The 23011-nt window shown below is 71.1% G+C and carries 22 protein-coding genes; 10 read left to right on the top strand and 12 right to left on the bottom strand.

Annotated features, from left to right (window positions below; translation table 11 throughout):
• The 3 genes from BLT19_RS00820 to BLT19_RS00810 all read left to right on the top strand — a co-directional run bounded on the left by BLT19_RS00820 (window position 1) and on the right by BLT19_RS00810 (window position 2446).
• The gene (locus BLT19_RS00820) at window positions 1-780 is read left to right on the top strand and encodes a siderophore-interacting protein (protein WP_231917724.1); all 780 of its coding nucleotides are present in this window, start codon (window positions 1-3) and stop codon (window positions 778-780) included.
• A gap of 72 nt (window positions 781-852) precedes the next feature.
• Window positions 853-1590: a histidine phosphatase family protein gene (locus tag BLT19_RS00815; protein ID WP_091485046.1), complete on the top strand. Its 738-nt coding sequence runs from the start codon at window positions 853-855 to the stop codon at window positions 1588-1590.
• Window positions 1574-2446 (top strand): NAD(P)H-hydrate dehydratase, encoded by an 873-nt coding sequence (locus BLT19_RS00810; RefSeq protein ID WP_091485045.1) that lies wholly within the window; start codon window positions 1574-1576, stop codon window positions 2444-2446. Before BLT19_RS00815 ends, BLT19_RS00810 begins: the two co-directional genes overlap by 17 nt.
• Here BLT19_RS00810 and BLT19_RS00805 read toward each other — a convergent pair.
• The 4 genes from BLT19_RS00805 to nhaA form a co-directional block, all read right to left on the bottom strand.
• Window positions 2443-3423 carry an LLM class flavin-dependent oxidoreductase gene (locus BLT19_RS00805; protein WP_091485044.1) on the bottom strand — a complete coding sequence of 327 codons (981 nt, stop codon included), beginning with the start codon at window positions 3421-3423 and terminating at the stop codon, window positions 2443-2445. The genes BLT19_RS00810 and BLT19_RS00805 overlap by 4 nt on opposite strands.
• A gap of 26 nt (window positions 3424-3449) precedes the next feature.
• Complete coding sequence (locus tag BLT19_RS00800) at window positions 3450-4226, bottom strand: LLM class flavin-dependent oxidoreductase (RefSeq protein ID WP_091485043.1); 777 nt, start codon at window positions 4224-4226, stop codon at window positions 3450-3452.
• A 208-nt stretch (window positions 4227-4434) separates the two neighbouring features.
• Window positions 4435-6069, bottom strand: coding sequence for an FAD-dependent oxidoreductase (locus BLT19_RS00795; protein WP_091485042.1), 1635 nt, complete (start codon window positions 6067-6069; stop codon window positions 4435-4437).
• A gap of 9 nt (window positions 6070-6078) precedes the next feature.
• Window positions 6079-7998: a Na+/H+ antiporter NhaA gene (nhaA, locus tag BLT19_RS00790; RefSeq protein WP_091485041.1), complete on the bottom strand. Its 1920-nt coding sequence runs from the start codon at window positions 7996-7998 to the stop codon at window positions 6079-6081.
• A 158-nt stretch (window positions 7999-8156) separates the two neighbouring features.
• Here nhaA and msrB point away from each other — a divergent pair, with 158 nt between their 5' ends.
• On the top strand, window positions 8157-8654 hold the full coding sequence (gene msrB, locus BLT19_RS00785) for a peptide-methionine (R)-S-oxide reductase MsrB (protein WP_091485040.1): 498 nt from the start codon (window positions 8157-8159) through the stop codon (window positions 8652-8654).
• Window positions 8651-9211 (top strand): peptide-methionine (S)-S-oxide reductase MsrA, encoded by a 561-nt coding sequence (gene msrA, locus BLT19_RS00780; RefSeq protein ID WP_091485039.1) that lies wholly within the window; start codon window positions 8651-8653, stop codon window positions 9209-9211. Before msrB ends, msrA begins: the two co-directional genes overlap by 4 nt.
• A gap of 132 nt (window positions 9212-9343) precedes the next feature.
• Here msrA and BLT19_RS00775 read toward each other — a convergent pair whose 3' ends face one another.
• From BLT19_RS00775 to BLT19_RS00745, 7 genes are all read right to left on the bottom strand, one after another.
• The gene (locus BLT19_RS00775) at window positions 9344-11056 is read right to left on the bottom strand and encodes a long-chain-fatty-acid--CoA ligase (protein ID WP_091485038.1); all 1713 of its coding nucleotides are present in this window, start codon (window positions 11054-11056) and stop codon (window positions 9344-9346) included.
• 89 nt (window positions 11057-11145) lie between these two features.
• Entirely contained in the window at window positions 11146-11709 is a 564-nt protein-coding gene (locus BLT19_RS00770; protein ID WP_091485037.1) for a GIY-YIG nuclease family protein, read from the bottom strand.
• Window positions 11710-11804: 95 nt separating this feature from the next.
• A complete protein-coding gene (locus BLT19_RS00765; RefSeq protein WP_091485036.1) occupies window positions 11805-13127 on the bottom strand; it encodes an LLM class flavin-dependent oxidoreductase in 1323 nt (440 codons plus the stop codon).
• Window positions 13124-14464, bottom strand: a complete 1341-nt coding sequence (locus BLT19_RS00760; protein WP_091485033.1) for an O-acetylhomoserine aminocarboxypropyltransferase/cysteine synthase family protein — start codon at window positions 14462-14464, stop codon at window positions 13124-13126. The genes BLT19_RS00765 and BLT19_RS00760 overlap by 4 nt, the downstream gene beginning before the upstream one ends.
• A gap of 130 nt (window positions 14465-14594) precedes the next feature.
• Window positions 14595-15188: a flavin reductase family protein gene (locus BLT19_RS00755; protein WP_091485030.1), complete on the bottom strand. Its 594-nt coding sequence runs from the start codon at window positions 15186-15188 to the stop codon at window positions 14595-14597.
• A gap of 72 nt (window positions 15189-15260) precedes the next feature.
• The gene (locus BLT19_RS00750) at window positions 15261-16250 is read right to left on the bottom strand and encodes a cation diffusion facilitator family transporter (RefSeq protein ID WP_231917723.1); all 990 of its coding nucleotides are present in this window, start codon (window positions 16248-16250) and stop codon (window positions 15261-15263) included.
• Window positions 16247-16723, bottom strand: coding sequence for a transporter substrate-binding domain-containing protein (locus BLT19_RS00745; RefSeq protein WP_091485027.1), 477 nt, complete (start codon window positions 16721-16723; stop codon window positions 16247-16249). Before BLT19_RS00745 ends, BLT19_RS00750 begins: the two co-directional genes overlap by 4 nt.
• A 107-nt stretch (window positions 16724-16830) precedes the next feature.
• Here BLT19_RS00745 and BLT19_RS00740 point away from each other — a divergent pair, with 107 nt between their 5' ends.
• Window positions 16831-17493, top strand: a complete 663-nt coding sequence (locus BLT19_RS00740) for a M23 family metallopeptidase (RefSeq protein ID WP_091485025.1) — start codon at window positions 16831-16833, stop codon at window positions 17491-17493.
• Window positions 17494-17496: 3 nt separating this feature from the next.
• On the opposite strand, the gene coaBC is transcribed toward BLT19_RS00740, so the two are convergent.
• Window positions 17497-18711, bottom strand: a complete 1215-nt coding sequence (coaBC, locus tag BLT19_RS00735; RefSeq protein ID WP_091493019.1) for a bifunctional phosphopantothenoylcysteine decarboxylase/phosphopantothenate--cysteine ligase CoaBC — start codon at window positions 18709-18711, stop codon at window positions 17497-17499.
• A gap of 35 nt (window positions 18712-18746) precedes the next feature.
• On the opposite strand from coaBC, the gene BLT19_RS00730 reads away from it, so the two are divergent.
• The 4 genes from BLT19_RS00730 to BLT19_RS00715 all read left to right on the top strand — a co-directional run bounded on the left by BLT19_RS00730 (window position 18747) and on the right by BLT19_RS00715 (window position 23009).
• A complete protein-coding gene (locus tag BLT19_RS00730; protein ID WP_091485023.1) occupies window positions 18747-19481 on the top strand; it encodes an NRDE family protein in 735 nt (244 codons plus the stop codon).
• Window positions 19482-19594: 113 nt separating this feature from the next.
• Entirely contained in the window at window positions 19595-20602 is a 1008-nt protein-coding gene (locus BLT19_RS00725; RefSeq protein ID WP_091485020.1) for a PLP-dependent cysteine synthase family protein, read from the top strand.
• Window positions 20599-21759: a cystathionine gamma-synthase gene (locus tag BLT19_RS00720; RefSeq protein ID WP_091485018.1), complete on the top strand. Its 1161-nt coding sequence runs from the start codon at window positions 20599-20601 to the stop codon at window positions 21757-21759. Before BLT19_RS00725 ends, BLT19_RS00720 begins: the two co-directional genes overlap by 4 nt.
• Window positions 21760-21836: 77 nt before the next feature.
• Window positions 21837-23009, top strand: a complete 1173-nt coding sequence (locus tag BLT19_RS00715) for an MFS transporter (protein ID WP_091485016.1) — start codon at window positions 21837-21839, stop codon at window positions 23007-23009.
• The last annotated feature ends 2 nt before the right edge of the window (window positions 23010-23011 follow it).

Genomic DNA, 23011 nt, shown 5'->3' with positions numbered 1-23011 from the left:
GTGGCACTCGCATCCCGCACGTCTCCCCGCGCCCCTCGGCCGTCCATCGACCTCGACGTGATCGCCACCGCGCGACTGAGTCCGCAGCTGATGCGCGTGACGCTCGGCGGCGCAGGGTTCGCGGCGTTCGAGGATCGTCCGGAGACCGACAAGTACGTCAAGATCGCCTTCACCGACCCCGACGGGCACCAGGTCACCCGCACGTACACGGTGCGGTCGGTCGATGCGGACGCGGGCACGATGGACGTCGATTTCGTGGTGCACGGCGATGAGGGGCTCGCCGGCCCCTGGGCGGCATCGGCCGAGCCGGGCGCGACGATCAGCCTGTTCGGGCCGGGCGGCGGGTACGCACCGAACGCCGATGCCGACTGGTACCTGTTCGTCGGCGACCTGTCGGCGCTACCCGCGATCAGCGCGGCGCTGGAAGCACTGCCGGCGGATGCCGCGGGGGTGACGATCCTCGAGGTCGAGTCCGAAGACGCAATCCTCGACCTCCAGGCGCCGGAGGGAATCGAGCAGCGCTGGATCATCGACCCCGCCCACGACACCGACCGGCTGGCGGACGCCGTCCGCCAGCTCGCCTGGCGGGACGGCCGCGTGGACGTCTTCGCACACGGCGAGCGCGAGTCGATGAAGGCGCTGCGCAGGTCGCTGTTCGATGAGCGCGGGCTCGAGCGGGCACAGGTGTCGCTGTCCGGGTACTGGGCGCGCGGTCGCACCGAGGACCGGTTCCAGGCCGAGAAGCGCGAGCCGATCGGTCAGATCTTCCCCACGGCGTAGCCGCCGCCCCAGGCCGGGCGGGTGCTTTGTCAAGCGCTGTCGCGGGGTGCAGGCGGCTCCTAGTCTGAGGCGATGCCGGTAACCGAGATGTGGCTCGTCCGGCACGGTGAGAGCGTCGCGAACGCCGCGGCCACCCGTGCCGAACGCGAAGGCCTCGATGTGATCCCGATCGAGCTGCGCGACGCGGACGTGCCGCTGTCCGAGACCGGGCAGGAGCAGGCCGAAGCGCTCGGCACGTGGCTCGACGCGCATCGCCACGCCATCGACGTCTACTGGGCCTCGCCCTACGTCCGGGCGCGCCAGACGCTCGCACTGGCGCTGGGGGACGAGGCATCCGCCACGACCGTCATCGTGGATGAGCGCCTGCGTGATCGGGAGCTGGGGGTCCTGGACCTCCTCACCCGCCGCGGCGTCGAGCATCTGCAGCCAGGCGAAGGCGAACGGCGGCGTCGCCTCGGCAAGTTCTACCATCGGCCGCCGGGCGGCGAGTCATGGGCTGATGTCGCACTCCGGCTGCGGTCGTTCCTGCGCGATGCCACCGAAGCGGCGCCGGACAGCCCCGCCACGAGCGTGCTGGTCGTCGCGCACGACGCCGTCGTCATGCTGCTGCTGTACCTCCTGCTTCCGTTGGAGGAGGAATCGCTGCTGGAATTCGCGGCGTCCCACACCGTCTTGAACGCCTCGGTGACGCACGTCGTGCGCACCGACGCCGGCTGGGACCTGGCCGAATTCTCCTCGATCGAGCACCTCCAGCGCGAGGGGGCGCCCGTCACCGTCCACCCCGGGAACCCCGATGTCGAACCGGAGTGAACGGGCGGACGCAGCGCTGCTGCGCCGCTGGGGGCTCCCGGATCCGGGCGATTCGAAGAAGACGCGCGGGCGTGTCATGGTCGTCGGCGGCTCCCGCCGGGCTCCGGGTGCGGTCCTGCTGGCGGGTGAAGCGGCACTCCGGGTCGGTGCGGGCCGGCTCGGGCTCGTCGTCCCCGGTTCGATCGATGCGCAGATCGGCATCGCGATCCCCGAGGCTGCGATCTTCGCGCTCCCCGAGCGCGCGACAGCGGCGATCGGCCAGCCTGCGCGCGACGAGCTGGCCGGCGCGGACGCGGTACTCGTCGGGCCCGGCTTCGACGACCCGGAGCAGACCCGAGGGACGGTGCTGGCGGTCGCCGATTGCGGGATCGGATGCCTCGTCCTCGACGCGTTCGCCCTCGGCATCCTGCCCCGGATCCCGCGTGAGCTCCTGCCGGCGACACTGATCCTCAACCCGAACGCCGAGGAGGCCGCGATCCTGCTGGGGCGCGATCTCGCCGATGACCGGACCGAGGATCGCGCCGACGATGTCGCCGAGATCGCCCGGCGCTTCGACGCGATCGTGAACTGCTACGGGACGATCGCCGCCGCGGACGGGACGACATGGCGCATCGATGCCGGCGGACCGGGACTTGCCACCTCGGGGAGCGGCGACGTGCTCGCCGGCGCGATCGCCGGCTTCGCCGCACGGGGAGCGCCACCGGAACAGGCGGCTGTCCGGGGCAGCTGGACCCACGCCCGGGCGGGCGACCGCCTTGCCGATCGGGTCGGGCTGGGCTACCTCGCCCGTGATCTGGTGCGCGAGCTGACGCCAGCGGCGACCGAAACGGCCGGCGGGCCGGGCTCGGACGGCTAGCGCGTCGGCAGCACCGCGGCCAGCCGGTCGAGCTCGCCGAGACGATCGGCGCCGACCGGGGTCAGCACGACGCTAACGGCTCCGGCGCGATGCCGTGCGGCGATGCGGGCGCGCACCTGATCTGCGGTGCCTGCCAGCGACAGCTCGGCGACCCACTCGTCCGGGATCGTCGCGGCGAACTCCTCGCGGCTCGCGCTCGCGGCCCGGTGACGGGCGAAGTCCTCGGCGAACGGCTGGCCCACCAGGTGCGGCGCCCAGTCGGGTTCGCCGAACCAGGCGAGGGCGGGTCGCACCTGCGCGAGCGCAGCAGCCTCGTTCTCGGCGACCACGGCGACGTCGTAGGTCGTGATCTCGGCGCGCGCGCGGGCGGGAGCCTCACTGCGCACGAATGCCAGCGATGCCGCGATGTACTCGGGAGTCGACGGCTCGGCCAGCAGCGCGCCGTCTGAAACCCGGCCGGCCAACGTCAGCGACTTGGGCCCGCGCACGCCGAGGAGGATCGGCGGAGCGGCATCCGGCACCTCCTCCAGCACCACGTCCGCGACGTCGACGTACCGCCCGGCAGCCGGGCCGGGCTCGCCGCGGAGCAGGGTGGCGACGGCTGTCGTGTATTCGCCGAGCAGCGTCAGCGGACTCTTCGGCCATGCACCCGCCGCACGCATGAACGACGGCATGCCGTGACCGATTCCGGCGATGATGCGACCGGGGAAGAGCTGGGCGAGGGTGGCGATCTCCATGGCGCTGAACGCGGCGTTGCGCGCGCCGGCGGGCAGGATGCCGATGCCCACGACGATGCGTTCGGTCGCCGCGAGGACGGCGGACGCCTGGGCGATACCGCCGCGGAAGCCGAGGTCCTCGACGACCCACAGCTCGTCGAAGCCGAGGGCGTCGGCGCGTCGGGCGAACTCGAGCACCTGGGTGGCCGGGAGGTCGCGGGGGAGCATGACGCCGATGCGGCCGGCGGATGGAGCAGACATGCCTCCGATCCTGTCAGAGCCACGGCTCAGCGGAGGAGCCTGGCTTCCTCGACGAAGCGCAGGTGATCCTCGAGCGTCCCGGCCGGAGTGATGGCCCGCAGCACGATCTCATCGGGCCCGGTGCGATAGTCCTCGAGCCGCGCGGCGAGGTCGGATCCCGGGGACAGCACGGTCTGTGCGGCGTCGATCCGCTGCCGGGCGAAGTTCGCCCGGTACGCCGGGTAGCTCGCGTAGCGCGCAGTCTCCTCGTGGAGGCGCGCGGTGGCCCCGGGGTCGAGCGCGGCGCGGATGTACAGCGTCAGATGCGTGCCGGCAGCGATGGCGTGGGCTTCGGATGCCTGGGTGCGCGCGATCTCAGGGGTGAGCCAGCTCAGCAGCGGGCCGTCCGCCTCGGCTGCGGCGAGGTGGCGCATCTTGGGTCCGAGCGCCCCGACGACGACCCGCGCCGCGAGCTGGTCGCGAAGAGCGGATGCCGCGTTCCCGACCAGCCGCAGCGCGCCCTCACGGGTCTGCCCCGCACCGATCCCCAGCACCAGCCGGTCGGCGGGGAGGTCGCGCGCCCGGACGTCACGGGCGATCGATGCCGCGGATCGGCGATCGACCGGGATCACGCCCGTCGCCAGGGTCAGCGTCGTGGTGACGGCCGCGGCGGCGTCGAGGACCGCGAGGGCGTCGGCGCCCGGGGTGTCGTTGACCCACAGCGACGCGAAGCCGGCCGCCTCCACCGCCGGCGCGAGCGCGGCGGCCATCTCAGGTCCGATCGCCGCAGCGACCCCGATCGATACCGCCGCGCGCTCAGTCATCCCTCGAGCATGCCCGATCCGTCGGTGCGACGCGCGTCGGTGAGGTGTCGAGGTGGCAGTTCTTGAGGCATCCCTCACTCTGAAGGCGCACCATCTGCCACCTCCTCGGGTGCCGGCCCGCGCGAGGTGGCAGGTGCTGCTGTCTCAGGATCAGTGAGGGCGCACCATCTGACACCTCGACGCGCGGCAGCAGTTGCGCGGCAGCAGCTCAGAGCACCAGCGCCAGGGCCCGATGCACCGACGCCACCGCGCTCGAGCCCTCGCCGACCGCTGCGGCGACGCGCTTCATCGAGCCGCGACGCACATCACCGGCCGCGAACACGCGCGGGATCGATGTCTCGAACGGGAGCGGCTCGCGGCCGAGACGCTGCCACTGCTCCAGCGACTGCGCAGCGATATCGGTCCCGGTGCGCAGGAACCCGTCGGCATCGCGGTCCAGGCTCGACAGCCACGACGTCGCCGGATCCGCCCCGATGAAGCAGAACAGCCCGCGGGCGTCGACCTCGCCGACCGTGTCGATCCGAACCCGCTCGAGGGCGCTGCCACCTTCGAGACCGACCACGCGCGAGCGCGTGTGCACCTCGACGCGCGGATCTTCCAGCAGACGATCGACGAGGTACGAAGACATCCGGCTGCCGAGGTCATCGCCGCGCACGATCAGCCGCACCGGGCATCCGTTGGCTGCGAGGTACAGCGACGCCTGGCCGGCCGAGTTCGCGCCGCCGACCACGACGACCGGCTGCTCCATGACCTGGCGAAGCTCCAGCTGCGTTGCGGCGTAGTAGATGCCGGCGCGCTCGAAGTCCTCCCAGCGGTCCAGGTCCAGGGTGCGGTACGCGGCGCCGGAGGTGACCACCGCGGTGCGCGCGCGGATGATGCGGCCGTCGCTGAGGGTGAGGTCCAGCTCCGTTCCGTGCGGCTCGAGGCGGACGGCCTCGCAGGGCGCGTAGACCCGCACGCCGAACTTCAGCGCCTGGAGCGACGCCTGGCCGATCAGGTCGCCGCCGCTGACGCCGAACGGGAAGCCCAGGAAATTCTCGATGCGCGACGTCGCGGCCGCCTGACCGCCCGGCGCCACAGCATCCAGCAGCACCGTCGACAGGCCTTCGGATGCCCCATAGATCGCTGCCGCGAGGCCGGCAGGCCCGCCGCCGACCACGACGAGGTCGACGACCTCGTCGGCCTGCGACTGGTAGCTGAGCCCCAGTCGCTCGGCGACGATCCCGGGTGTCGCCCGCAGGATCGGCTCGCCCTGGATGTAGGCGATCGGCAGGTCCTCGACGGTGTAGTCGTGGCCCGGGATCGATGTGGCCGTCTCCGGATCGAACTCGACGGCCTTGTGCACCAGGTCGAGGCGCTCGGCGAACCGGCGCAGGGCGAGCATGTCACTCGAGGAGCGTGTGCCGACGAACTTCAGCGTCATCGCCGCCGGGCCCTTGCGCAGCGACTCGCGTCGCGCCCACAGCGCGTGGAGCACGATGTCCGAGAGCTCGTCGTCCTCGGTCATGAGTCGTCGCAGGTCGGTGCGCGTCACGCGCAGCATCCGTCCGCCCTGCGTGGCCCGCGCGGACAGGAACGCGCCCTGCCCGTTCAGGAGTCCGAGCTCGCCGACGAACGACCGGGGTCCCATGTGCGCGAGCACCTCTTCGCCCATCCAGCGCAGCGCGTCGCGGACGATCTCGACCTCTCCGGTCTCGACGAGGATGAGGTCGTACTCGCGATCGCCGGATCGGAACAGGTAATCGCCCTCCGCCACGGTCACCGGTGTGCCGAACGCGACCAGTCGCGCCCACTGGGCATCGGTGAGGGGAGGTGCCTGAATCGGGTCGAGGTTTGTGCCCACGGCAACAGGCTAGCGAGCGGGAGCCGCGTCGGGGCCGGCCGGGACGGTCGGCATCGTTCCGGTCGCGGGACGCTCACTGGCCTCGAGCGCCCGGATCAGCGACTGCGCGTCGTACGGGCCGGTGTGCCGGCGTCCGTTGATGAACAGCGTCGGCACCGAGGTGATGTTCATCGCCTCGGCGTCGAGCATGTCGTCGCGGACGCGGCCGGTGACCTCGGGCGAGGTGAGATCGCGCTCGAACCGCTCGACGTCCAGACCCAGGTTCCGCGCGAGCCGGACGATGTCCGATGGCCGCTGGTTCTCCTGATCGGCGAACAGTCCGCGCTCGAACTCCCAGAACTTGCCCTGCAGCGACGCGGCCTCGGCCGCCTCGGCGTCGGCGAGCGCGTTCGGGTGGAACGCTGTCAGCGGCGCATGGCGCCAGACGTAGCGGAGCCGGTCGCCGAGCTCCTCCTTGACCTCCTGGATCGAGCCGGAGGCCTTCAGGCAGAACCCGCACTGGAAGTCGCCGTACTCGACGATCGTGAACGGGGCGTCGTCCGAGCCGTACACGTGGTCGCGCTTGGAGTTCACCGGTCGCGCCAGGCTCTGCCCGGTGTCCAGGTCGGGGCGCAGGGCATCCGAGATGCGGAACACGACGGTGGCGATGAGGAACGCGAGGACGGATGCTGCGAGCACGCCGACCCTCGCCTCGTTCTGGGCGTCGGGGTCGTCGATCGCGATGTCGACGATGAACAGCGAGATCGTGAACCCGATGCCGCAGAGGGCTGCCCCCCCGGCGATCCGGTCGAGGGTGAGGCCGGGGCCGAACTCGCCGAGTCGGAAGATCTTCATGACGGCGGCCGCGCCGAAGACGCCGACGAACTTGCCGACGACCAGCCCCACCACGATGCCCCACGTCAGCGGGGAGACGATCGCTGCTCCGAGGATCTCGGGATTGAGCACCACCCCGGCGTTCGCGAGGGCGAACAGGGGCAGGATCACGTAGGCGACATAGGGGGCGTAGGCGGACTGCAGGCGCTCGTTGATCGAGATCGACTCGCGAAGGCTGTTCGCTGCGGCGCGCGCGTACTCGGTGTTCGGCGACTGGCGGAAGGTCCGCGCGAGGTCCAGGGCGTGCTCGACGTCGCGGCGGTCCGGCCGGTATACGGGGACGAGCAGCGCGATGGCGACGCCGGCGAGCGTGGGGTGCACGCCGGAGGCGAGGAAGGCGAGCCACACGATGATCGCCAGCGTCGCGTAGACGAGTCCGCGGCCGCCGCGGAGGTAGCGGGTGAAGTACACGCCGGCGAGTCCGATCGCCGCGACGATCAGCGGCATCGGGTTGAAGTTCTCGGTGTAGACGAGCGCGATGATGCTGAGGGCGCCGATGTCGTCGACCACCGCGAGGGCGAGGAGGAACACGCGGAGGCGGCCGGGAACGCGCGGACCGATCAGCGCGAGCGCGCCCACGAGGAACGCCGTGTCTGTGGAGATCACGACGCCCCAGGCATGCGCCTGGCCGGAATCCTGCGCCACGAGGAAGAAGAGCAGCGCCGGGATCGCAAGGCCCGCGATCGCCGCGGCCACCGGCACGACTGCGCGCGACCAGCTGGTCAGCTCGCCGATCGCGAACTCACGGCGGACCTCGAGGCCGACCGTGAAGAAGAAGATCGCCATCAGCGCGTCGTTGACCACGGCGTGCAGGGTGAAGTCGAGCTGGAGGTCGCCGACCCCGACCGTCAGATGCGTGTCCCAGAACGTCTCGTACGACCCCGTCGCGACGTTCGCCCAGATGATCGCGGCGAGGGTCGCGAGCAGGAGCAGGAGCGCGCCGATGCGGTTGCGCCCCATGTCGCGGATCTTGTCCGCGATCGAGCGATGCGCGCGGGTGCGTGCCTGCGCCTCCTCCGGATCGGGAGATCGCTCGATGACCGTCAGCTGTGTCATAGGTCCGAATTCTCCCACCTGGCGGCGGCGCCGTGGTGCGGGATGCCGAAACCAGAACTCACGGTTCGCTCACAGCTTCACGGGACCAAATGAGGGGCGGCATCCGTTCTCCTCTCTGACGCTGCAGCCAGCCGCGTCCCATAACGAACAGGAGCACCATGTCACAGGATTACCGCGCGACTGCCGACGCCCTCAGTCGCCTCACCCCCGCTCAGTTCCGCGTCACCCAGGACGACGCGACCGAGCCGCCCTTCCGCAACGAGTACTGGAACCACCACGAGGACGGCATCTACGTCGACGTCGTCTCGGGGCAGCCCCTGTTCTCGTCCACGGACAAGTTCGACAGCGGCACCGGATGGCCCAGCTTCACCCGGCCGATCGAGGCCGCCGCCGTGACCGAGAAGGTCGACGGCAAGCTCTGGATGAAGCGCACCGAGGTGCGCTCCGCCGGCGCCGACAGCCACCTGGGGCACGTCTTCGACGATGGACCGAGGGATGCCGGGGGTCTGCGGTACTGCATGAACTCAGCCGCGCTGCGGTTCATCCCCGCGACCGAGCTCGAGGAGCAGGGCTACGGTGAGTACCGCAGGCTCTTCCCGCAGCTCTCGACAGGCTCGGCGACCGATACTGCAACCGACAAGGAGAACGCATCATGACCAGTGGACCCACCGACACCGGAGCCGTCACCCGGACCCCCGGCACCGAGACCGCCGTCCTGGCGGGCGGCTGTTTCTGGGGCATGGAGGACCTGATCCGTCGCCAGCCCGGCGTGCTCGAGACGCGCGTCGGCTACACCGGCGGCTCGAACGACCACGCCACCTACCGCAACCACCCGGGTCATGCCGAGGCTGTGGAGATCGTCTTCGATCCGACGAAGACCTCGTACCGTGACATCCTGGCCTTCTTCTTCCAGATCCACGACCCGTCCACGAAGGACCGGCAGGGCAATGACCGCGGCACCAGCTACCGTTCCGCGATCTTCCCGCTCTCGCCCGAGCAGGAGCAGGTCGCGCGCGACACGATCGCCGATGTGGATGCCTCGGGCCTGTGGCCCGCGAAGGCCGTGACCACGATCGAGCCCGAGGGCCCGTTCTGGCAGGCCGAGGAGGAGCACCAGGACTACCTCATCAAGTACCCGAACGGCTACACGTGCCACTTCCCGCGCGCGGGATGGGTGCTGCCCAAGCGGAACGCCGCCTCGGTCTCCGCGTAGCGTCCGGACCTCACCGGATCAGGTGATCTCGCCTGCACAGGACGATTCAGCGAGAATCGTCCTGCTGCGGCGAGATCACCTGTCTTCGTGCGGGGGTCAGCCCGTGAACGCGGTCGGCGGCCTGCTCGAGGCTCAGCCCGCGGACCGCTCGGCGAACAGCTGATCGCGGACCTGCCGGCGCAGCACCTTGCCGATCAGCGAGCGCGGCAGATCGTCGACCTGAACGATGCGACGGGGCACCTTGTATGCGGTGAGGTGCGTGCGGCAGAAGTCGCGCAGCGCGTCCGCGTCGAAGGTGGCTCCATCGCGCAGCAGCACCGCGGCGGCGACGTCCTCCCCGCCGCTGGAGCGCGGCAGACCGACCACGGCGGCCGCTGCCACGTCGGGGTGCGAGGCCAGCGCCTCTTCGACCTCCGTCGGCGAGACGTTGAAGCCGCCGGTGATGATGAGCTCCTTCAGGCGGTCGACCACCGTGACGAACCCGTCCGGCGATACCGTCACGATATCGCCGGTGCGCAGCCAGCCGTCCTCCAGGAGTGACGCCGCCGTCTCGTCGGGCCTGCCCCAGTAGCCCTGGAACACCTGCGGCCCGCGGATCAGCAGCTCGCCTGCCTCGCCCTCCGGGCGGTCGGCGGTGGGGTCTTCGGGATCGACGACCCGGATCTCGGTGCTCGGGAACGGCACCCCCACCGTGCCGGGGCGACGGCTCGGTCCGATCGGGTTGCCGAGCGCGACCGGCGAGGTCTCCGTCATGCCGTAGCCCTCCACCAGGAGTCCGCCGGTGGCCTCCTCCCACCGGGTGACGGTGGCGACGGGCAGGCTCATCGCCCCTGAGATCGCGAACCGCACGGTCGACACGTCGATCGTTCCCCGTTCGGACGCGCGCGAGAGCTGGTCGTAGATCGGCGGCACCGCCGGCATGAAGGTGGGCGGACTGGTCCGGCTCGCCGCGGTCACAAGGCTCAGGTCGAACTTGGGGAACAGCACCAGCTTGGCGCCGATGCTCATCGCGAAGGTCAGGCACAGCGTCATCCCGTACGCGTGGAACAGCGGGAGCACGGCGTAGAAGGTCTCCTCGCCCTCGTGCAGCCCCGGCACCCACGCGCGGCCCTGCATCGCGTTGGCGCGGAGGTTCCGATGCGTGAGGATCGCGCCCTTCGGCGAGCCGGTGGTGCCGCTCGTGTACTGCAGCAGCGCGGTGTCATCGAGCCCGGGGCGCGGGCGGCGAGGCGAGATGCGCCGGTGCTTTCCGAGCGAGCGCCAGGAGAGCGGATGCCGCGCCTCGGGCGTGCCGGTCAGCTGCGCGCGCGCCGCGCGCGCCTTCGGAACGGGCAGGCGCAGTGCGACCCGCTTGCCGAACGGCAGCGCCTCGGTCAGGTCGACGCTGATGATCGCGTCGAGGGCCAGGTCGGAGGGGAAGTCCGCGACCGTGTCGTAGACCTTGTCCCAGACGATCGCGAAGCGAGCGCCATGATCTTCGAACTGGTGGCGCAGCTCGCGCGCGGTGTAGAGCGGGTTGTGCTCGACGACCACGGCGCCCAGGCGCAGGGCGGCGTAGAACGCCACGACGTGCTGCGGGCAGTTGGGCAGCACAAGCGCGACCCGGTCGCCGAACCCGACACCGAGTCGCCGCAGGCCCTCGGCCGCGCGCTCGATCTGCTCGCCCAGCTCGCGGTAGCTCGTGGTCGCGCCGAAGAACTCCAGCGCCGTGCGACGCCCGTACGCCTCGACGGCCTGATCGATCATGTCCGGGAGCGTCTGCTCGACCTCGCCGATCTCGTCCGGCACGCCGGGCGCGTAGGCGGCCAGCCAGGGCCGTGACTCGTAGGGATTCGATGACGACATGCCCAGCTCCTCGCTGTCGGCGCGGAGTTCCAGCCTAGAGCGGCGGCGCCGTGCTCCCGCTGGCAGGCCGCATCTGGTAGGAGTGCCGGTCAGGTCAGCGTCGCGGCCGCCGCGCGGCTCCGCCATCGGGCGAGCGCCGCCCACGGGTCGGCGGTGCCCCCGCGGAGCGCGTCGACATGCTCGAGGATCCGATCCGAGAGCCGGAACCACTCGGTCCGCTCGTACCGCTCGAGCGCGAACTGCGCGTGACGTCGGCGCTCCAGCATCCGATCCCCCCGCTCGAACGCCAGCACCTCCTCGTGCATGATGGCGGCCAGCCGCTGCCGTGGGTTCGCCGTCGTCCCGATCTTCACGCGGTCGGCGTAGCGCAGGTAGTAGACGATGTCCAGGCGCGGGGGTGCGAGCTCTGCGTCGACGATGTCACCGTGCCGCCACTCGCACTCGGCGCAGAGCCAGCCCGACGGGAAGCGCACGCCCAGCGATGAGCCGCACAGGCGGCAGGGCGCGGGCAGCGCGTCGACGAGGCCGGAGGACCGCGCATTCCAGTCGCCGGCCACGGCGTAGTGCAGTTCGCACAGTGCGAGCGGTGCGGCATCCGCCACCGCACCGCGGCATTCCGCGCTCGCCGCGAGGCAGGACCTGTTGTGGGGCACGCGGCGATCGTACGCACCCCCACCCCCACTTGACCCGATCGGCCCCTTCCCGGCGCGGGGAAGGGGCCGATTGGGTCAAGTGGGGAGGCCTCGGCTCAGAACGCGTCGAGGTTGCCCCGAAGTCCTCCGCCGGCGAACTCGGTGCGCAGGATGCCGCGGCGCCGCAGGATCGGCACGAGCTCGTCCAGCGCCTTGTGCAGCGTCACCGGGTGCAGATCGCCGGAGAAGATGAGGCCGTCGTTGTCGGCGTCGTCTCCGAGCGCCTCGATCACGTCGGCGAGCTCGTCCGCAGTGCCGACGGTGCCGCTGATGCCGTCGCCGATCCGCCCGAGGCGGGCCTTGCCGGCGAGGATCTGGCGGAACGGCACGCCCTCGAACGAGTCGAAGCGGCCCCGCAGACCCTTGATCGTGCCCTGCGAGACGTGCTGGCCGAAGATCTCGGGGTTCAGCGGGCGATCCAGGTCCAGGCTCGTCAGGTCGGTCTCCAGATCGCTCGACCAGGCCTCGGCGACCGCGAGCAGCGCGGCCTCGTCCGGGTCTGCAGAGGCGGCGACGATGCGATCGGCCTCTTCGACCGACGAGGCGACGATGGGCTTGAAGACGAACATGGTCTTGATCGACGACGGATCCCGGCCGTGCTCGACCGCGTCGGCGCGCACCTTCTCGCGATACGCGCGGACCGCGTCGACGTCGAGGTTGGACAGCGCGAGCTGGATCTCGGAGTTCTCTCCGGCGAAGCGGATGCCGCGGGGCGAGCCCCCGGGCGAGGCGACGACCGGCTCGAACGGCAGGGGCTCGGCGTTGAGCGGTCCGTCGAAGGACCAGTACTCGCCGCGGTGCTGGACCGCGCGGATCTTCGAGCCGTCGGCGTAGATCTGCGTCTCGGGGTCGGCGATCAGCGCGCCCTCGTCCCAGCTGCGCCAGAGGAGGCGCAGGGCGTCGAGCCACTCCTGAGCGCGGTCGTAGGCGCGGTCGTGCGGCAGCCGCTCCTGGCCGAAGTGATGCGCCGAACCCACGTCGGTCACGACATTCAGGCCGAGGCGCCCGCTGGACAGGTGCTGCAGCGACGCGAACTGCCGGGCCGCGGTGTACGGATGCCACCCCGCGGGGTTCGCCGTCGGGATCACGCCCAGGTGCTCAGTGGCAGCGAACAGGTAGGGCGCGAGGGTCCACGGGTCGTGCTTCGGCCCGCCGTACGCCTTGCGGACCCGCAGATCGAGGGTCTCCGGGCTGATGCCGACCGACAGCGCGTCCTCGATGAGGACGAAGTCGAACCCGGCCTGCTCGAGCGTGCGCGCACTGTCCTGGTAGAGGCCCGGCTTCTGCCACGGGTAGTTCCACTCGTAGTACGGGCGCGCCCACCCGTGAGGCCCGAAGCCGCGGGAGAGGAACCAGCCGAAATGCTGCTGCTTGGTCATCGGATGCCCGCCCGCTCCAGGAGCTCTGCGGCCGCGACGGCCGACAGCGCCCGGTCGAGGTCCGCGATGAGGTCGTCGACGTCTTCGAGTCCGATCGAGATTCGCAAAAGCCCCGGGCCGATTCCGGCGGCGAGGCGATCCTCCTCCGAGCGGTTCACGTGCGTCGTGGTCCCGGGGTGCAGCACCAGCGAGCGCACGTCGCCGAGGTGGGTCATCCGGGTGAACAGCCGGACGGAGTCCACAAGGGTCCGCGCGGCCGGCAGACCGCCGCGGAGCGTGAAGGAGAACACCGAGCCCTGCCCGAGCGGCAGGTAGCGCTCGGCGAGCGCACGGTGCGGGCTCGAGGCCAGGCCGCTGTAATCGACCGACTCGATCGCCGGGTGTGCTTCGAGCCACTGGGCGATCCGCAGCGCCGACTCCGAGTGGCGCTGGACGCGCAGCGACAGGGTCTCGATGCCCTGCAGGATGAAGAACGCGTTGAACGGGGAGGGGACCGGACCCTGGCGCATCGCGATGACCGACCGCGCGTATGAGAGGAACGCGGCACGGCCGGCGCGCTCGACGAACGTCCGCCCGTCGGCGCGGGGATCCCGTGCGAGGTGCGGGAACCGGTCGGGCTCGGCGCCCCAGTCGAACCGGCCGCCGTCGACGATCACGCCGCCAAGGACCGTGCCGTGCCCGGCGAGGAACTTGCTGGCCGAGTGGATGACGATGTCGGCGCCGTGCTCGAGCGGGCGCAGCAGGTAGGGCGTGGCGAGCGTGTTGTCGATGAGGAGCGGGATGCCGTGGCGCCGGGCGACCGCCGCGACGGCGGCGATGTCGAGCACGTCGTTCTTGGGGTTCGGGATCGACTCGGCGAACAGCGCCCGGGTCTCGGGCCGGATGGCGGCCTCCCACTGCGCGGGGTCGTTGGCGTCGGCGACGAAGGAGGACTCGATCCCGAGGCGCGCGAAGTTGTCGCGGAACAGCTCGCGCGAGCCCTCGTAGATGCTGGCTGCCGAGACGATGTGGTCGCCGGATGCCGCGAGTGCGAGGACTGCGGTGGCCACGGCCGCCTGGCCGCTGCCGAGCAGGAGCGCGCCGGACCCGCCTTCCAGGTCGGCGATGCGCCGCTCGACCGCGGCGTTGGTGGGGTTTCCCACGCGGGTGTAGCTGTAGCCGTCGTCCGGCTGGGCGAACCGGTCGTTCGCCTGCTCGAAGTCATCGAAGACGAAGCCCGCCGTCAGATAGATCGGCGTTGCGCGCGCGTGATGCCGGTCGCCCAGTTCGGCGCCGGCGTGGATCTGACGGGTCGCGAAGCCGAGGGTTTCGCCGGCGGTCTCTTCCGCGGCGCTCATCGGGCGGAGCGCGCCGGAGCGCCGGGTGCGAGGGTGTGCTGTCGTACGGGCATGGAGGGAGACTACGTCGCCCGTGCCCTCAGCGCGCGTCGCCCGTTACGGACGGAAACATGCGCGCCCGCGGGGCCGGTCAGTCCAGGCGCGAGTGCTCGCCCAGCCGGTGCCACGTGCGGTTGTGGTGCACGAGCGCGTTGCCGGTCTGGCCGGGCTCGATGTCACGGCCGATGCTCGCCTGCACGGCGTGCGCGGCGATGACCGTCGAACCACCGGCATCCATCCGGTTGACGATCACGCACCGCACCCACGCGCGCACGCCCAGGTACACCGGCTCGCCCGTCGGCAGCCGGGTCCAGGACGACTCGTCGCCGAAGCGGTCCACGCCGCTGGTGGCGCCGAGCTTCGCCAGGTGCAGGTCATCGGCGTCGAGCAGGTGCACGACGATGCTCTCGGCGTTGGAGATCGTCGGGGTCGCGGAGGACAGCGCCGAGATGGAGAAGATGAGCAGCGGGGGCTCGGCGCTCACGGAGGCGACCGAGGTCGCGGTGAGGGCCACCGGGCCGTCGGGTCCGTACGCGGTGATGACCGCGACGCCCCCAGGGTGGCCGCGGAACAGCGCCTTGAACTCGTCCGCCGACAGCGACGCGCCGAGCCCGCGCACCGGCTCGAGCACCCGGTCGCCGCTCTCGGATCGATCGTCGGCGCCGGCCGCAGGCAGAGAAGTCATACCTCGACCGTACGCGCGATGCGCCGAGTCGGGTGCGAAGCCGTGCCCTCTATGACACTGCATGACGGTGCGTTACGACCGTCCGGCACGGGCGGCCTCGTCCGGCAGCGAGGGCACGACGACGACCACGACGTCCTGCACCTTCCAGTCCATCTCCGTGATCAGCTGTCGCGCCGCCTCGATCTCGTCGACGGCGACACGACGGCGGCGCGGCACCACGAACGCCTCCACGTGGAACACCTGGCCCATGTCGCGCATGCGCACCGCCGCTTCGGCCACCCAGGGCAGAGACTCCAACTCGCGGACGACGTCAGCCAGGAGCGGATGCGGGTGTTTGCCGTCGTACGTCCGCGCGCGTTCGTCCATCAGATCGATGATCGCCGCGCGGGTGTTCTTCACGCCGTCCCAGACGATGCCGATCGAGATGAACAGCGCGGCGGCCCCGTCCAGCCACCACAGGCCCAGCCCGATGCCCAGCACGCCGACGATCGAGGCGACGGTGGTCTGCCAGTCGGCCTTCGCCATGTCGCCGTCGGCGAAGAGGACCTTGTTGTGCAGGACCGGCGCGACCTTGAGCTTGGCCGGTCCGTAGAAGAACGGCCCGATGATCACCAGGAGCATCGTCGCGACCATCAGCCAGCCGAGCCAGATCGTCTGGCCGAAGATCTGCACGGTTCCGATCGTCGGATGATCCTGCGCGACCAGGCCGGTGACCGCTTCGATGGCGAGGTTGCCGCCGATGATCAGGAGGGCGAGGCCGGCTACGAGGTGCCCGATCCCCATCGAGCGGTGCAGGCCGTATGGGAACCGCCGCGACGGCGGCCTGCGGATCAGCAGGAGCGCGATCAGGAACGCGATCTGCGGGACGAGGGAGAGCATGTCTTCGATCCATGCCGTCTTCATCGCCTGCGAGTTGCCCACGACCAGCGCGATCAGGACGATCGTCACCGCGGTGTAGCCGATCGTGATCCACTCGAGCCGGATGGCTCTGCGCAGCGCCACCTGCTGCTCGGGCGGCAGGTCGGTGCGCCCCAGCGTCTTCAGACCCGGTGTCGTGCTCACGAGGAGACCTCCGCATCGAGGTAGGTCTCCAGCGCGCTGAGCAGCGCGTTCTCGCCCAGCGGCACGAGCATCACGATGTCGCGGCCGTCGGAGCCTGCGATCCCCGGATAGCCGCGTGTCATGCCGGCGCGGTCGATCCATGGAGTACCGGAGGTCATCCCGCCGACGGCGATGTCGAGGTCCCCGTCTTCGAGCCCGGTCACGAGATCCTCCTCGCTGCCGAGCGACCATTCGACTTCGGCGCCGATGCTGTCGGCGAACCCGTCCACGAGGTCGACGAGGGGTCCGGCGGGCTGACCGCCGGCATCCGTCACCAGCCGCCCGCTCACCGACGCGCCCGCGTGCAGCGTCGCACCGGTGACCTCCTCGAGCGTGCCGTCGGGGTCGCGGGGGATCGAGGTGCAGGCGGTGAGGCAGGCTGCGACCAGCAGCAGCGCACCGATGCGCACGGCGCTTCTGCGCGCTCGACCCATGACTGCTCCTCCCGACGTGCGGATCGAGGCTATGCCGTGGCGGAACCGGCCGCACGGCCCTTGACACGCCCCTGTTTCGCGGACGCTCGGATGCGCACAATGGGAGGATGCCGGAACCCGCGGTGCTGCTCGAGCTGCCGTTCACCGGGCGATGGCGGGCCGAGATGAGCCCCGCCCGCCGGGTGCCCAGCCACGGCACGGACCTGTTCGGCATCACGTACGCGATCGACTTTGTCGGGGTCGACGAGAGCGGGCGCTCCGCGCCGAACACCTGGCGCTCGCGATTCGCCTCGGAGGCGCCGGAGACCTTCGCCGGATTCGGACGAGCGATCCTCGCGCCGCTTGCCGGCGCCGTCGTCGCGGTGCACGACGGCGAGCCGGACCACGTCGGCCGGCGCTCGCCGCTGACCCTCCTGCCGTATCTGCTCGGCCAGGCGGATCGGGTGCGGCAGGGTGTCGCCGCGATCGCCGGCAATCACGTCGTGATCGCGCCGGCGCCCGGCGGACCGTTCGTCGGACTCGTGCATCTGCGTCGCGGCAGCCTCCGTGTGCGCCTCGGCGACACGGTCGCCGTGGGTGAACCGCTCGCGGCGTGCGGCAACTCCGGCAACAGCACGGAGCCCTGTGTGCACGTGCAGGCCACCGACTCGCTCGACTGGACCACCGCGCGCGGTGTGCCGATCGCGTTCCGTCGATATCGCCGGCTCACCGACGGCGTCATCGTGCAGGACGCGGTTCCCGGCGAGCGGGAGGTCATCGAGGCGATCTGAGATTCAGGGCAGACGGATGCTGCGCACCGCGTCCCACAGGGCGTCGGCGACCTCGCGCTTTGTCCCGGACGCCGAGCCGATCACCTCGTCTGCGGACCCGAGGAACATCAGCTCGTTGTCGGCGGACTCGAAACCCTTCTCCCACCCGACCTCGTTCACTGCGAGGAGGTCGACTCCCTTGCGCCGGCGCTTGCGACGTGCGCGTTCGCGGAGCTTGGCGGCATCCGTCTCGGTCTCCGCGGCGAAGCCGACGATCGTCTGACCGTCCGGTCGCGCCGCCACGAGCCCGGCGAGGATGTCGGTCGTCGCCACGAGCGACAGGGTGAGCTGGCCGCCCGTCTCCTCCTTGGTGAGCTTGCGATCGGATGCCTCGGCCACGCGGTAGTCGGCGACGGCCGCCGCCATCACCACGACGTCCGCCTCGACGGCGTGCGCGGCGACGGCCTTCGCGAGCTGCTCCGCGGTCTCCGCGCGGACCACGTCGATGCCGGGGTGCGCGCTCGCGGGCAGGACCGCGTCGGTCTCGACGTGCGCGGCGATCAGCGTGACGGTCGCGCCGCGATCGGCCGCGGCGAGGGCGACCGCAGCCCCCTGACGACCGCTGGAGCGGTTGCCGATGTAGCGCACCGGGTCGATCGGCTCGCGCGTGCCGCCGGCGGTGACGACCACCCGGACGCCGGCGAGGTCGCGTGCACGGCCGAGCAGGCCGGCGACGAAGGCGTGGATCCGCTCGGGCTCGGTCATCCGGCCCGGTCCGACGTCACCGCCGGTGAGCGGCCCGTCCTCGGGGCCGACGACGTGCACCCCGCGCCCGCGGAGCACCTCGATGTTGTGCGCAGTGGCCGGGTGCCGCCACATCTCCGTGTGCATGGCCGGTGCCACCACGACCGGTGCCGTGGTGGCGAGTAGGCTCGTACCCAGCAGGTCGTCGGCGAGTCCGGCGGCCATCTTCGCGAGGAAGTTCGCCGTCGCGGGCGCCACGACGATCAGATCGGCCGCCTGGCCGAGCGCGACGTGCCGGACTTTCGCGACATCGTCGTGCACAGAGGTGGTGACCGGATTGCGGCTGAGAGCCTCCCAGGTGGGGATGCCCACGAAGCGCAGCGCATCCTCGGTCGGGACCACGTGCACCTCATGACTATCGAGCACGAGAAGGCGCACCAGTTGCACGCTCTTGTAGGCGGCGATCCCGCCCGTCACTCCGACGATGACGTACACGGCTCGATCATCCCACGCCGGCGGAGGAGCCATCGATGTGCACCGTGATCATCCGAGTGCCGGAGCATGCGCCCGAGCCGGTGCGGCTGCTGGCGGTGCGTGACGAAGACCCGGGCAGGGCGTGGAATCGGCTCGGGCCGTGGTGGCCGGATGCCTACCCCGGCGTGATCGGCATCCGTGACGCGCGGGCGGGTGGCGCGTGGCTGGCCGCCGATCCCGCCGTGCGCCGACTCGCCGTGCTGCTCAATCGCGCAGACCTCTCGGACCGTGCGGACGAGCAGGTGCAGACCCGCGGAAGCGTCGCCCTCGAGTCCGTCGCCGGACGCGCCCCGGCCGGCCACCCGCCGATGCGAGGGTTCAACCTCGTGGAGGTCACCGCGCACACCGCACGGGTCGTGTCGTGGGACGGGGTCTCGGTCAGCACGACCGACCTGCCGCCCGGGACGCACATGGTCGCGCACGACGACGTCGACGATGCCGACACCGCACGCATCGCCCAGTGGCTGCCGGAGTTCCGCGAAGCCGCAGAGGCTGCCGGGAGCCAGGAGGGCTGGTGGACGCCGTGGCTTGCTGTCGTCGAGCGCAGCGCGCAGCTGCCCGGCACGGCGGAGGCCGCCATCATCCGTCGACAGAGCTTCGAGGGGATCCCCTCCTACTCGCTGCTGCTCGCGGTCGCGACCGTCGGTGAGGACGGGCTCGATGTGCGCGACGCCCCGCTCGCCGAGCCGGGGCAGTGGCCTCCAGTCGACCTGGCGCCGGATGCCGGGTAGGCTTGCGGGCGTGTTGACCTGTCGTTGTTGTCGCTGATCGGTGCCGCCGGCGCCCCATCTCCGACCCCGGACAGCTTCCCCGCGCGTCGCGCGGCAACACAGAGGATCCCACCGTGCGTTATGCCCGCAGTGTCGCCGAACTCGTCGGCAACACCCCACTCGTCCAGCTGACCCGCGTCACCGACGGCATCGCCGCGACCGTGCTCGCCAAGGTCGAGTACTTCAACCCCGGCGGATCGTCCAAGGACCGCATCGCCCGCAACATCATCGATGCCGCGGAGCGTGACGGCCTGCTGCGGCCCGGCGGCACCATCGTCGAGCCGACCAGCGGCAACACCGGCGTCGGGCTCGCCCTGATCGCTCTGGAGCGCGGGTACCGGATGGTCTTCGTCGTGCCCGACAAGTTCGCCGGCGAGAAGGTCGCGGTGCTCGAGGCCTACGGCGCCGAGGTGGTCGTCACCGACACCGACGTCGAGCCCGACGACCCGCGCTCGTACTACAGCGTCTCGGATCGCCTCGCGCGGGAGATCCCCGGCGCGTTCAAGCCGAACCAGTTCGCGAACCACAATGGTCCGCGCAGCCACTACGAATCGACCGGCCCGGAGATCTGGCGCGACACCGACGGCGGGGTGACGCACTTCGTCGCAGGGATCGGCACCGGCGGCACGATCACCGGGACCGGCCGCTACCTCCGCGAGGTCTCCGACGGCGGCGTCCGGATCGTCGGTGCCGACCCCGACGGATCCATCTACTCCGGCGGACCCGTGCACGGCTACCTCGTCGAAGGCGTCGGAGAGGATTTCTGGCCCGAGACCTACGATCCGTCCGTCGTGGACGAGATCCACCGGGTCGGCGATGCCGAGTCGTTCGCGATGACCCGTCGTCTCGCCCGCGAAGAGGGACTGCTGGTGGGCGGATCCAGCGGCATGGCGGTCGTTGCGGCGCTGCGCACCGCACGCGAGCTTCCGGCCGACGCGGTGGTCGTCGTGCTGCTGCCCGACCACGGCCGCGCCTACCTCAACAAGATCTTCGACGACGACTGGATGCGCGCCAACGGCCAGGACGTGGCAGCACCGGCATCCGATCTTCCCGCCCTTCCCGGTACAGGAGCAGACGCATGAGCGACCAGACCACCCCGCGAGGGTTCGAGACGCGTGCCGTGCACGCCGGGCAGGCTCCTGATCCGACGACGGGCGCCGTGATCCCCCCCGTGCACTTCTCCACGACGTACGCGCAGGACGGCATCGGGGGGCTCCGCGAAGGGTACGAGTACGGCCGCAGCGGCAACCCGACGCGCACCGCGCTCGAATCGCAGCTGGCCGCGATCGAGGGCGGAGCGCACGCGCTGTCCTTCGCCTCGGGTCTGGCCGCCGAGGACGCGCTGCTGCGCGCCGTCCTCAGGCCTGGCGACGAGGTGCTGCTGGGCAGCGACGTCTACGGAGGCACGTACCGGCTGCTGGCCCGCGTACTGGCGCCATGGGGCGTGGGCCTGCGCATCGTCGACATGAGCGACCTGACTGCCGTCGAGGCCGCGCTGAACGAACGACCGGCTCGGATCGTGTGGGTCGAGACGCCGAGCAATCCGCTGCTGCGGATCACCGACATCGCCGGGCTCGCGCGGCTCGGGCATGCCGCGGGCGCGCTCGTGGTGGTCGACAACACCTTCGCCTCGCCCGCACTGCAGCAGCCACTCGCCCTCGGCGCCGACGTCGTCGTGCACTCGACGACCAAGTACCTCGGCGGGCACTCCGATGTGGTCGGCGGCGCGCTGGTCCTGAACGATGACGCGGTCCACGAGCAGGCGAAGTTCCTGCAGTTCGCGGTCGGTGCCGTCTCAGGGCCGCTGGATGCCTGGCTGACCACGCGCGGCATCAAGACGCTCGCGGTGCGCATGCAGCGGCACAGCGAGAACGCCCAGGCGATCGCGGAGTTCCTGGACGCCCATGACAAGGTCGCCCGGGTGTACTACCCGGGCCTGCCGGCGCACCCCGGTCACGAGCTCGCGGCGGTGCAGATGAGCCGGTTCGGTGGGATCGTGTCGGTGGAGCTCGCCGATGCCGCCGCGGCGCGCAAGCTCGCCGAATCCACGCGCCTCTTCACGCTCGCCGAGTCGCTCGGCGGCGTCGAGTCGCTGATGAACTACCCCGACGCGATGACGCACGCGTCCGTGCGGGGCACGGAGCTGGCCGTTCCGGAGCAGCTGGTGCGCCTCTCGGTCGGCATCGAGAGCGTCGCGGATCTGATCGCCGACCTGGACGCGGCGCTCACCGGTCTCTGACGACGGGGGGTCGACTGCGCCCCGAACCGTGAACGTCCGTACCCCCGCGCGGTCGGTACGCTGAGCGCGTGGCACGCATGGGGCACGGCGCCGGATTCTGGGTCGTCGCGACGGTCTTTCTCACGACGATGGCGTACTCCACCGTGCCCACGCCGTTGTATCCGCTGTACCAGCAGCGCGACGGGTTCCCGGTCGGCATGATCACGGTGATCTTCGCTGCGTACGCGGTCGGCGTGATGCTCAGCCTGTATCTCGCCGGGCACGTCAGCGACTGGGTGGGCAGAAGACGGATGCTGGTGATCGCCGTCCTCATCTCCATGCTGTCCGCCGTGATGTTCCTGGCGTGGAGCGAGGTCCCCGGGCTCATCGCCGCGCGCCTGGTGAACGGCGTCAGCATCGGCATCCTCTCGGCGACGGCGACCGCTCACCTCGCCGAGCTGCGCGCCCGGGCGAGGCCCGGCGAGGGATCCGTCATCGCCACGACCGTCTCGGGTGCGGCCAACCTCGGCGGCCTCGCACTCGGACCGCTCATCGGCGGGCTGTTCGCGGAGTTCCTTCCCGCGCCGCTGGTCCTCCCGCACATCGTGTTCCTGGCGCTCCTGGCCGCCGAGGCGCTCGCGCTGCTCAGCGTGCCGGAGACGGTCGCCGCCACGCCGCGGCCCTACCGGCCTCAGCGGCTGTCGGTGCCCGCGGCATCCCGCTCGATCTTCCTCGTCGCCGGCTTCGGGGCGTTCGCGGGGTTCGCCGTCTTCGGCCTGTTCAGCTCGCTCGCACCAACCTTCCTGGTCGGCACCTTCGGCCAGGACGATCACCTGCTCGCCGGCGCGGCGGCGTTCTCCGTGTTCGCGGCGGCCGCCGTCGGCCAGATCGCCCTGGCCTCGGTGCGCCAGCGGACGCAGTTCACGATCGCGATCATCGCGTGCGCGGTCGGCCTCGCCGGTGTCGCCTCGGGCGCGGTGATCCCGCAGTTGACTCTGTTCCTCGGCGGCGGCGTCATCGCGGGCCTCGGCGTGGGCGTGCTGTTCAAGGGCGCGATCGGCACCGCCGTCGCGGTCGCGGCCGCCGGGCGCACCGGCGAGACGCTCGCGCTGCTGTTCCTGATCGCCTACGCGGGCCTGGTCGTCCCGGTGCTCGCGGTCGGCATCGGTCTGACCTTCGCTCCGGCCGTCGGGGTCCTCATCGTCTTCGTGGTGCTGGTGCTGGCAGCGACGGTCTCGGCGGCGGCGATCATGCGCCGCCGGACCGCCTGAGG

The sequence above is a fragment of the Microbacterium pygmaeum genome (genome assembly GCF_900100885.1).
Classification (GTDB): domain Bacteria; phylum Actinomycetota; class Actinomycetes; order Actinomycetales; family Microbacteriaceae; genus Microbacterium; species Microbacterium pygmaeum.
The sequence above is the reverse complement of the archived record's forward strand: the minus strand, read 5'-3'. Positions and strand labels throughout refer to the sequence as shown.

Coding starts and splice junctions, on each gene's coding strand:
- BLT19_RS00815 (WP_091485046.1), top strand. CDS start 853: ATGCCGGTAACCGAGATGTGGCTCGTCCGGCACGGTGAGAGCGTCGCG.
- BLT19_RS00810 (WP_091485045.1), top strand. CDS start 1,574: ATGTCGAACCGGAGTGAACGGGCGGACGCAGCGCTGCTGCGCCGCTGG.
- BLT19_RS00805 (WP_091485044.1), bottom strand. CDS start 3,423: ATGTCTGCTCCATCCGCCGGCCGCATCGGCGTCATGCTCCCCCGCGAC.
- BLT19_RS00800 (WP_091485043.1), bottom strand. CDS start 4,226: ATGACTGAGCGCGCGGCGGTATCGATCGGGGTCGCTGCGGCGATCGGA.
- nhaA (WP_091485041.1), bottom strand. CDS start 7,998: ATGACACAGCTGACGGTCATCGAGCGATCTCCCGATCCGGAGGAGGCG.
- msrB (WP_091485040.1), top strand. CDS start 8,157: ATGTCACAGGATTACCGCGCGACTGCCGACGCCCTCAGTCGCCTCACC.
- msrA (WP_091485039.1), top strand. CDS start 8,651: ATGACCAGTGGACCCACCGACACCGGAGCCGTCACCCGGACCCCCGGC.
- BLT19_RS00775 (WP_091485038.1), bottom strand. CDS start 11,056: ATGTCGTCATCGAATCCCTACGAGTCACGGCCCTGGCTGGCCGCCTAC.
- BLT19_RS00765 (WP_091485036.1), bottom strand. CDS start 13,127: ATGACCAAGCAGCAGCATTTCGGCTGGTTCCTCTCCCGCGGCTTCGGG.
- BLT19_RS00760 (WP_091485033.1), bottom strand. CDS start 14,464: ATGAGCGCCGCGGAAGAGACCGCCGGCGAAACCCTCGGCTTCGCGACC.
- BLT19_RS00755 (WP_091485030.1), bottom strand. CDS start 15,188: ATGACTTCTCTGCCTGCGGCCGGCGCCGACGATCGATCCGAGAGCGGC.
- BLT19_RS00745 (WP_091485027.1), bottom strand. CDS start 16,723: ATGGGTCGAGCGCGCAGAAGCGCCGTGCGCATCGGTGCGCTGCTGCTG.
- BLT19_RS00740 (WP_091485025.1), top strand. CDS start 16,831: ATGCCGGAACCCGCGGTGCTGCTCGAGCTGCCGTTCACCGGGCGATGG.
- BLT19_RS00730 (WP_091485023.1), top strand. CDS start 18,747: ATGTGCACCGTGATCATCCGAGTGCCGGAGCATGCGCCCGAGCCGGTG.
- BLT19_RS00720 (WP_091485018.1), top strand. CDS start 20,599: ATGAGCGACCAGACCACCCCGCGAGGGTTCGAGACGCGTGCCGTGCAC.
- BLT19_RS00715 (WP_091485016.1), top strand. CDS start 21,837: ATGGGGCACGGCGCCGGATTCTGGGTCGTCGCGACGGTCTTTCTCACG.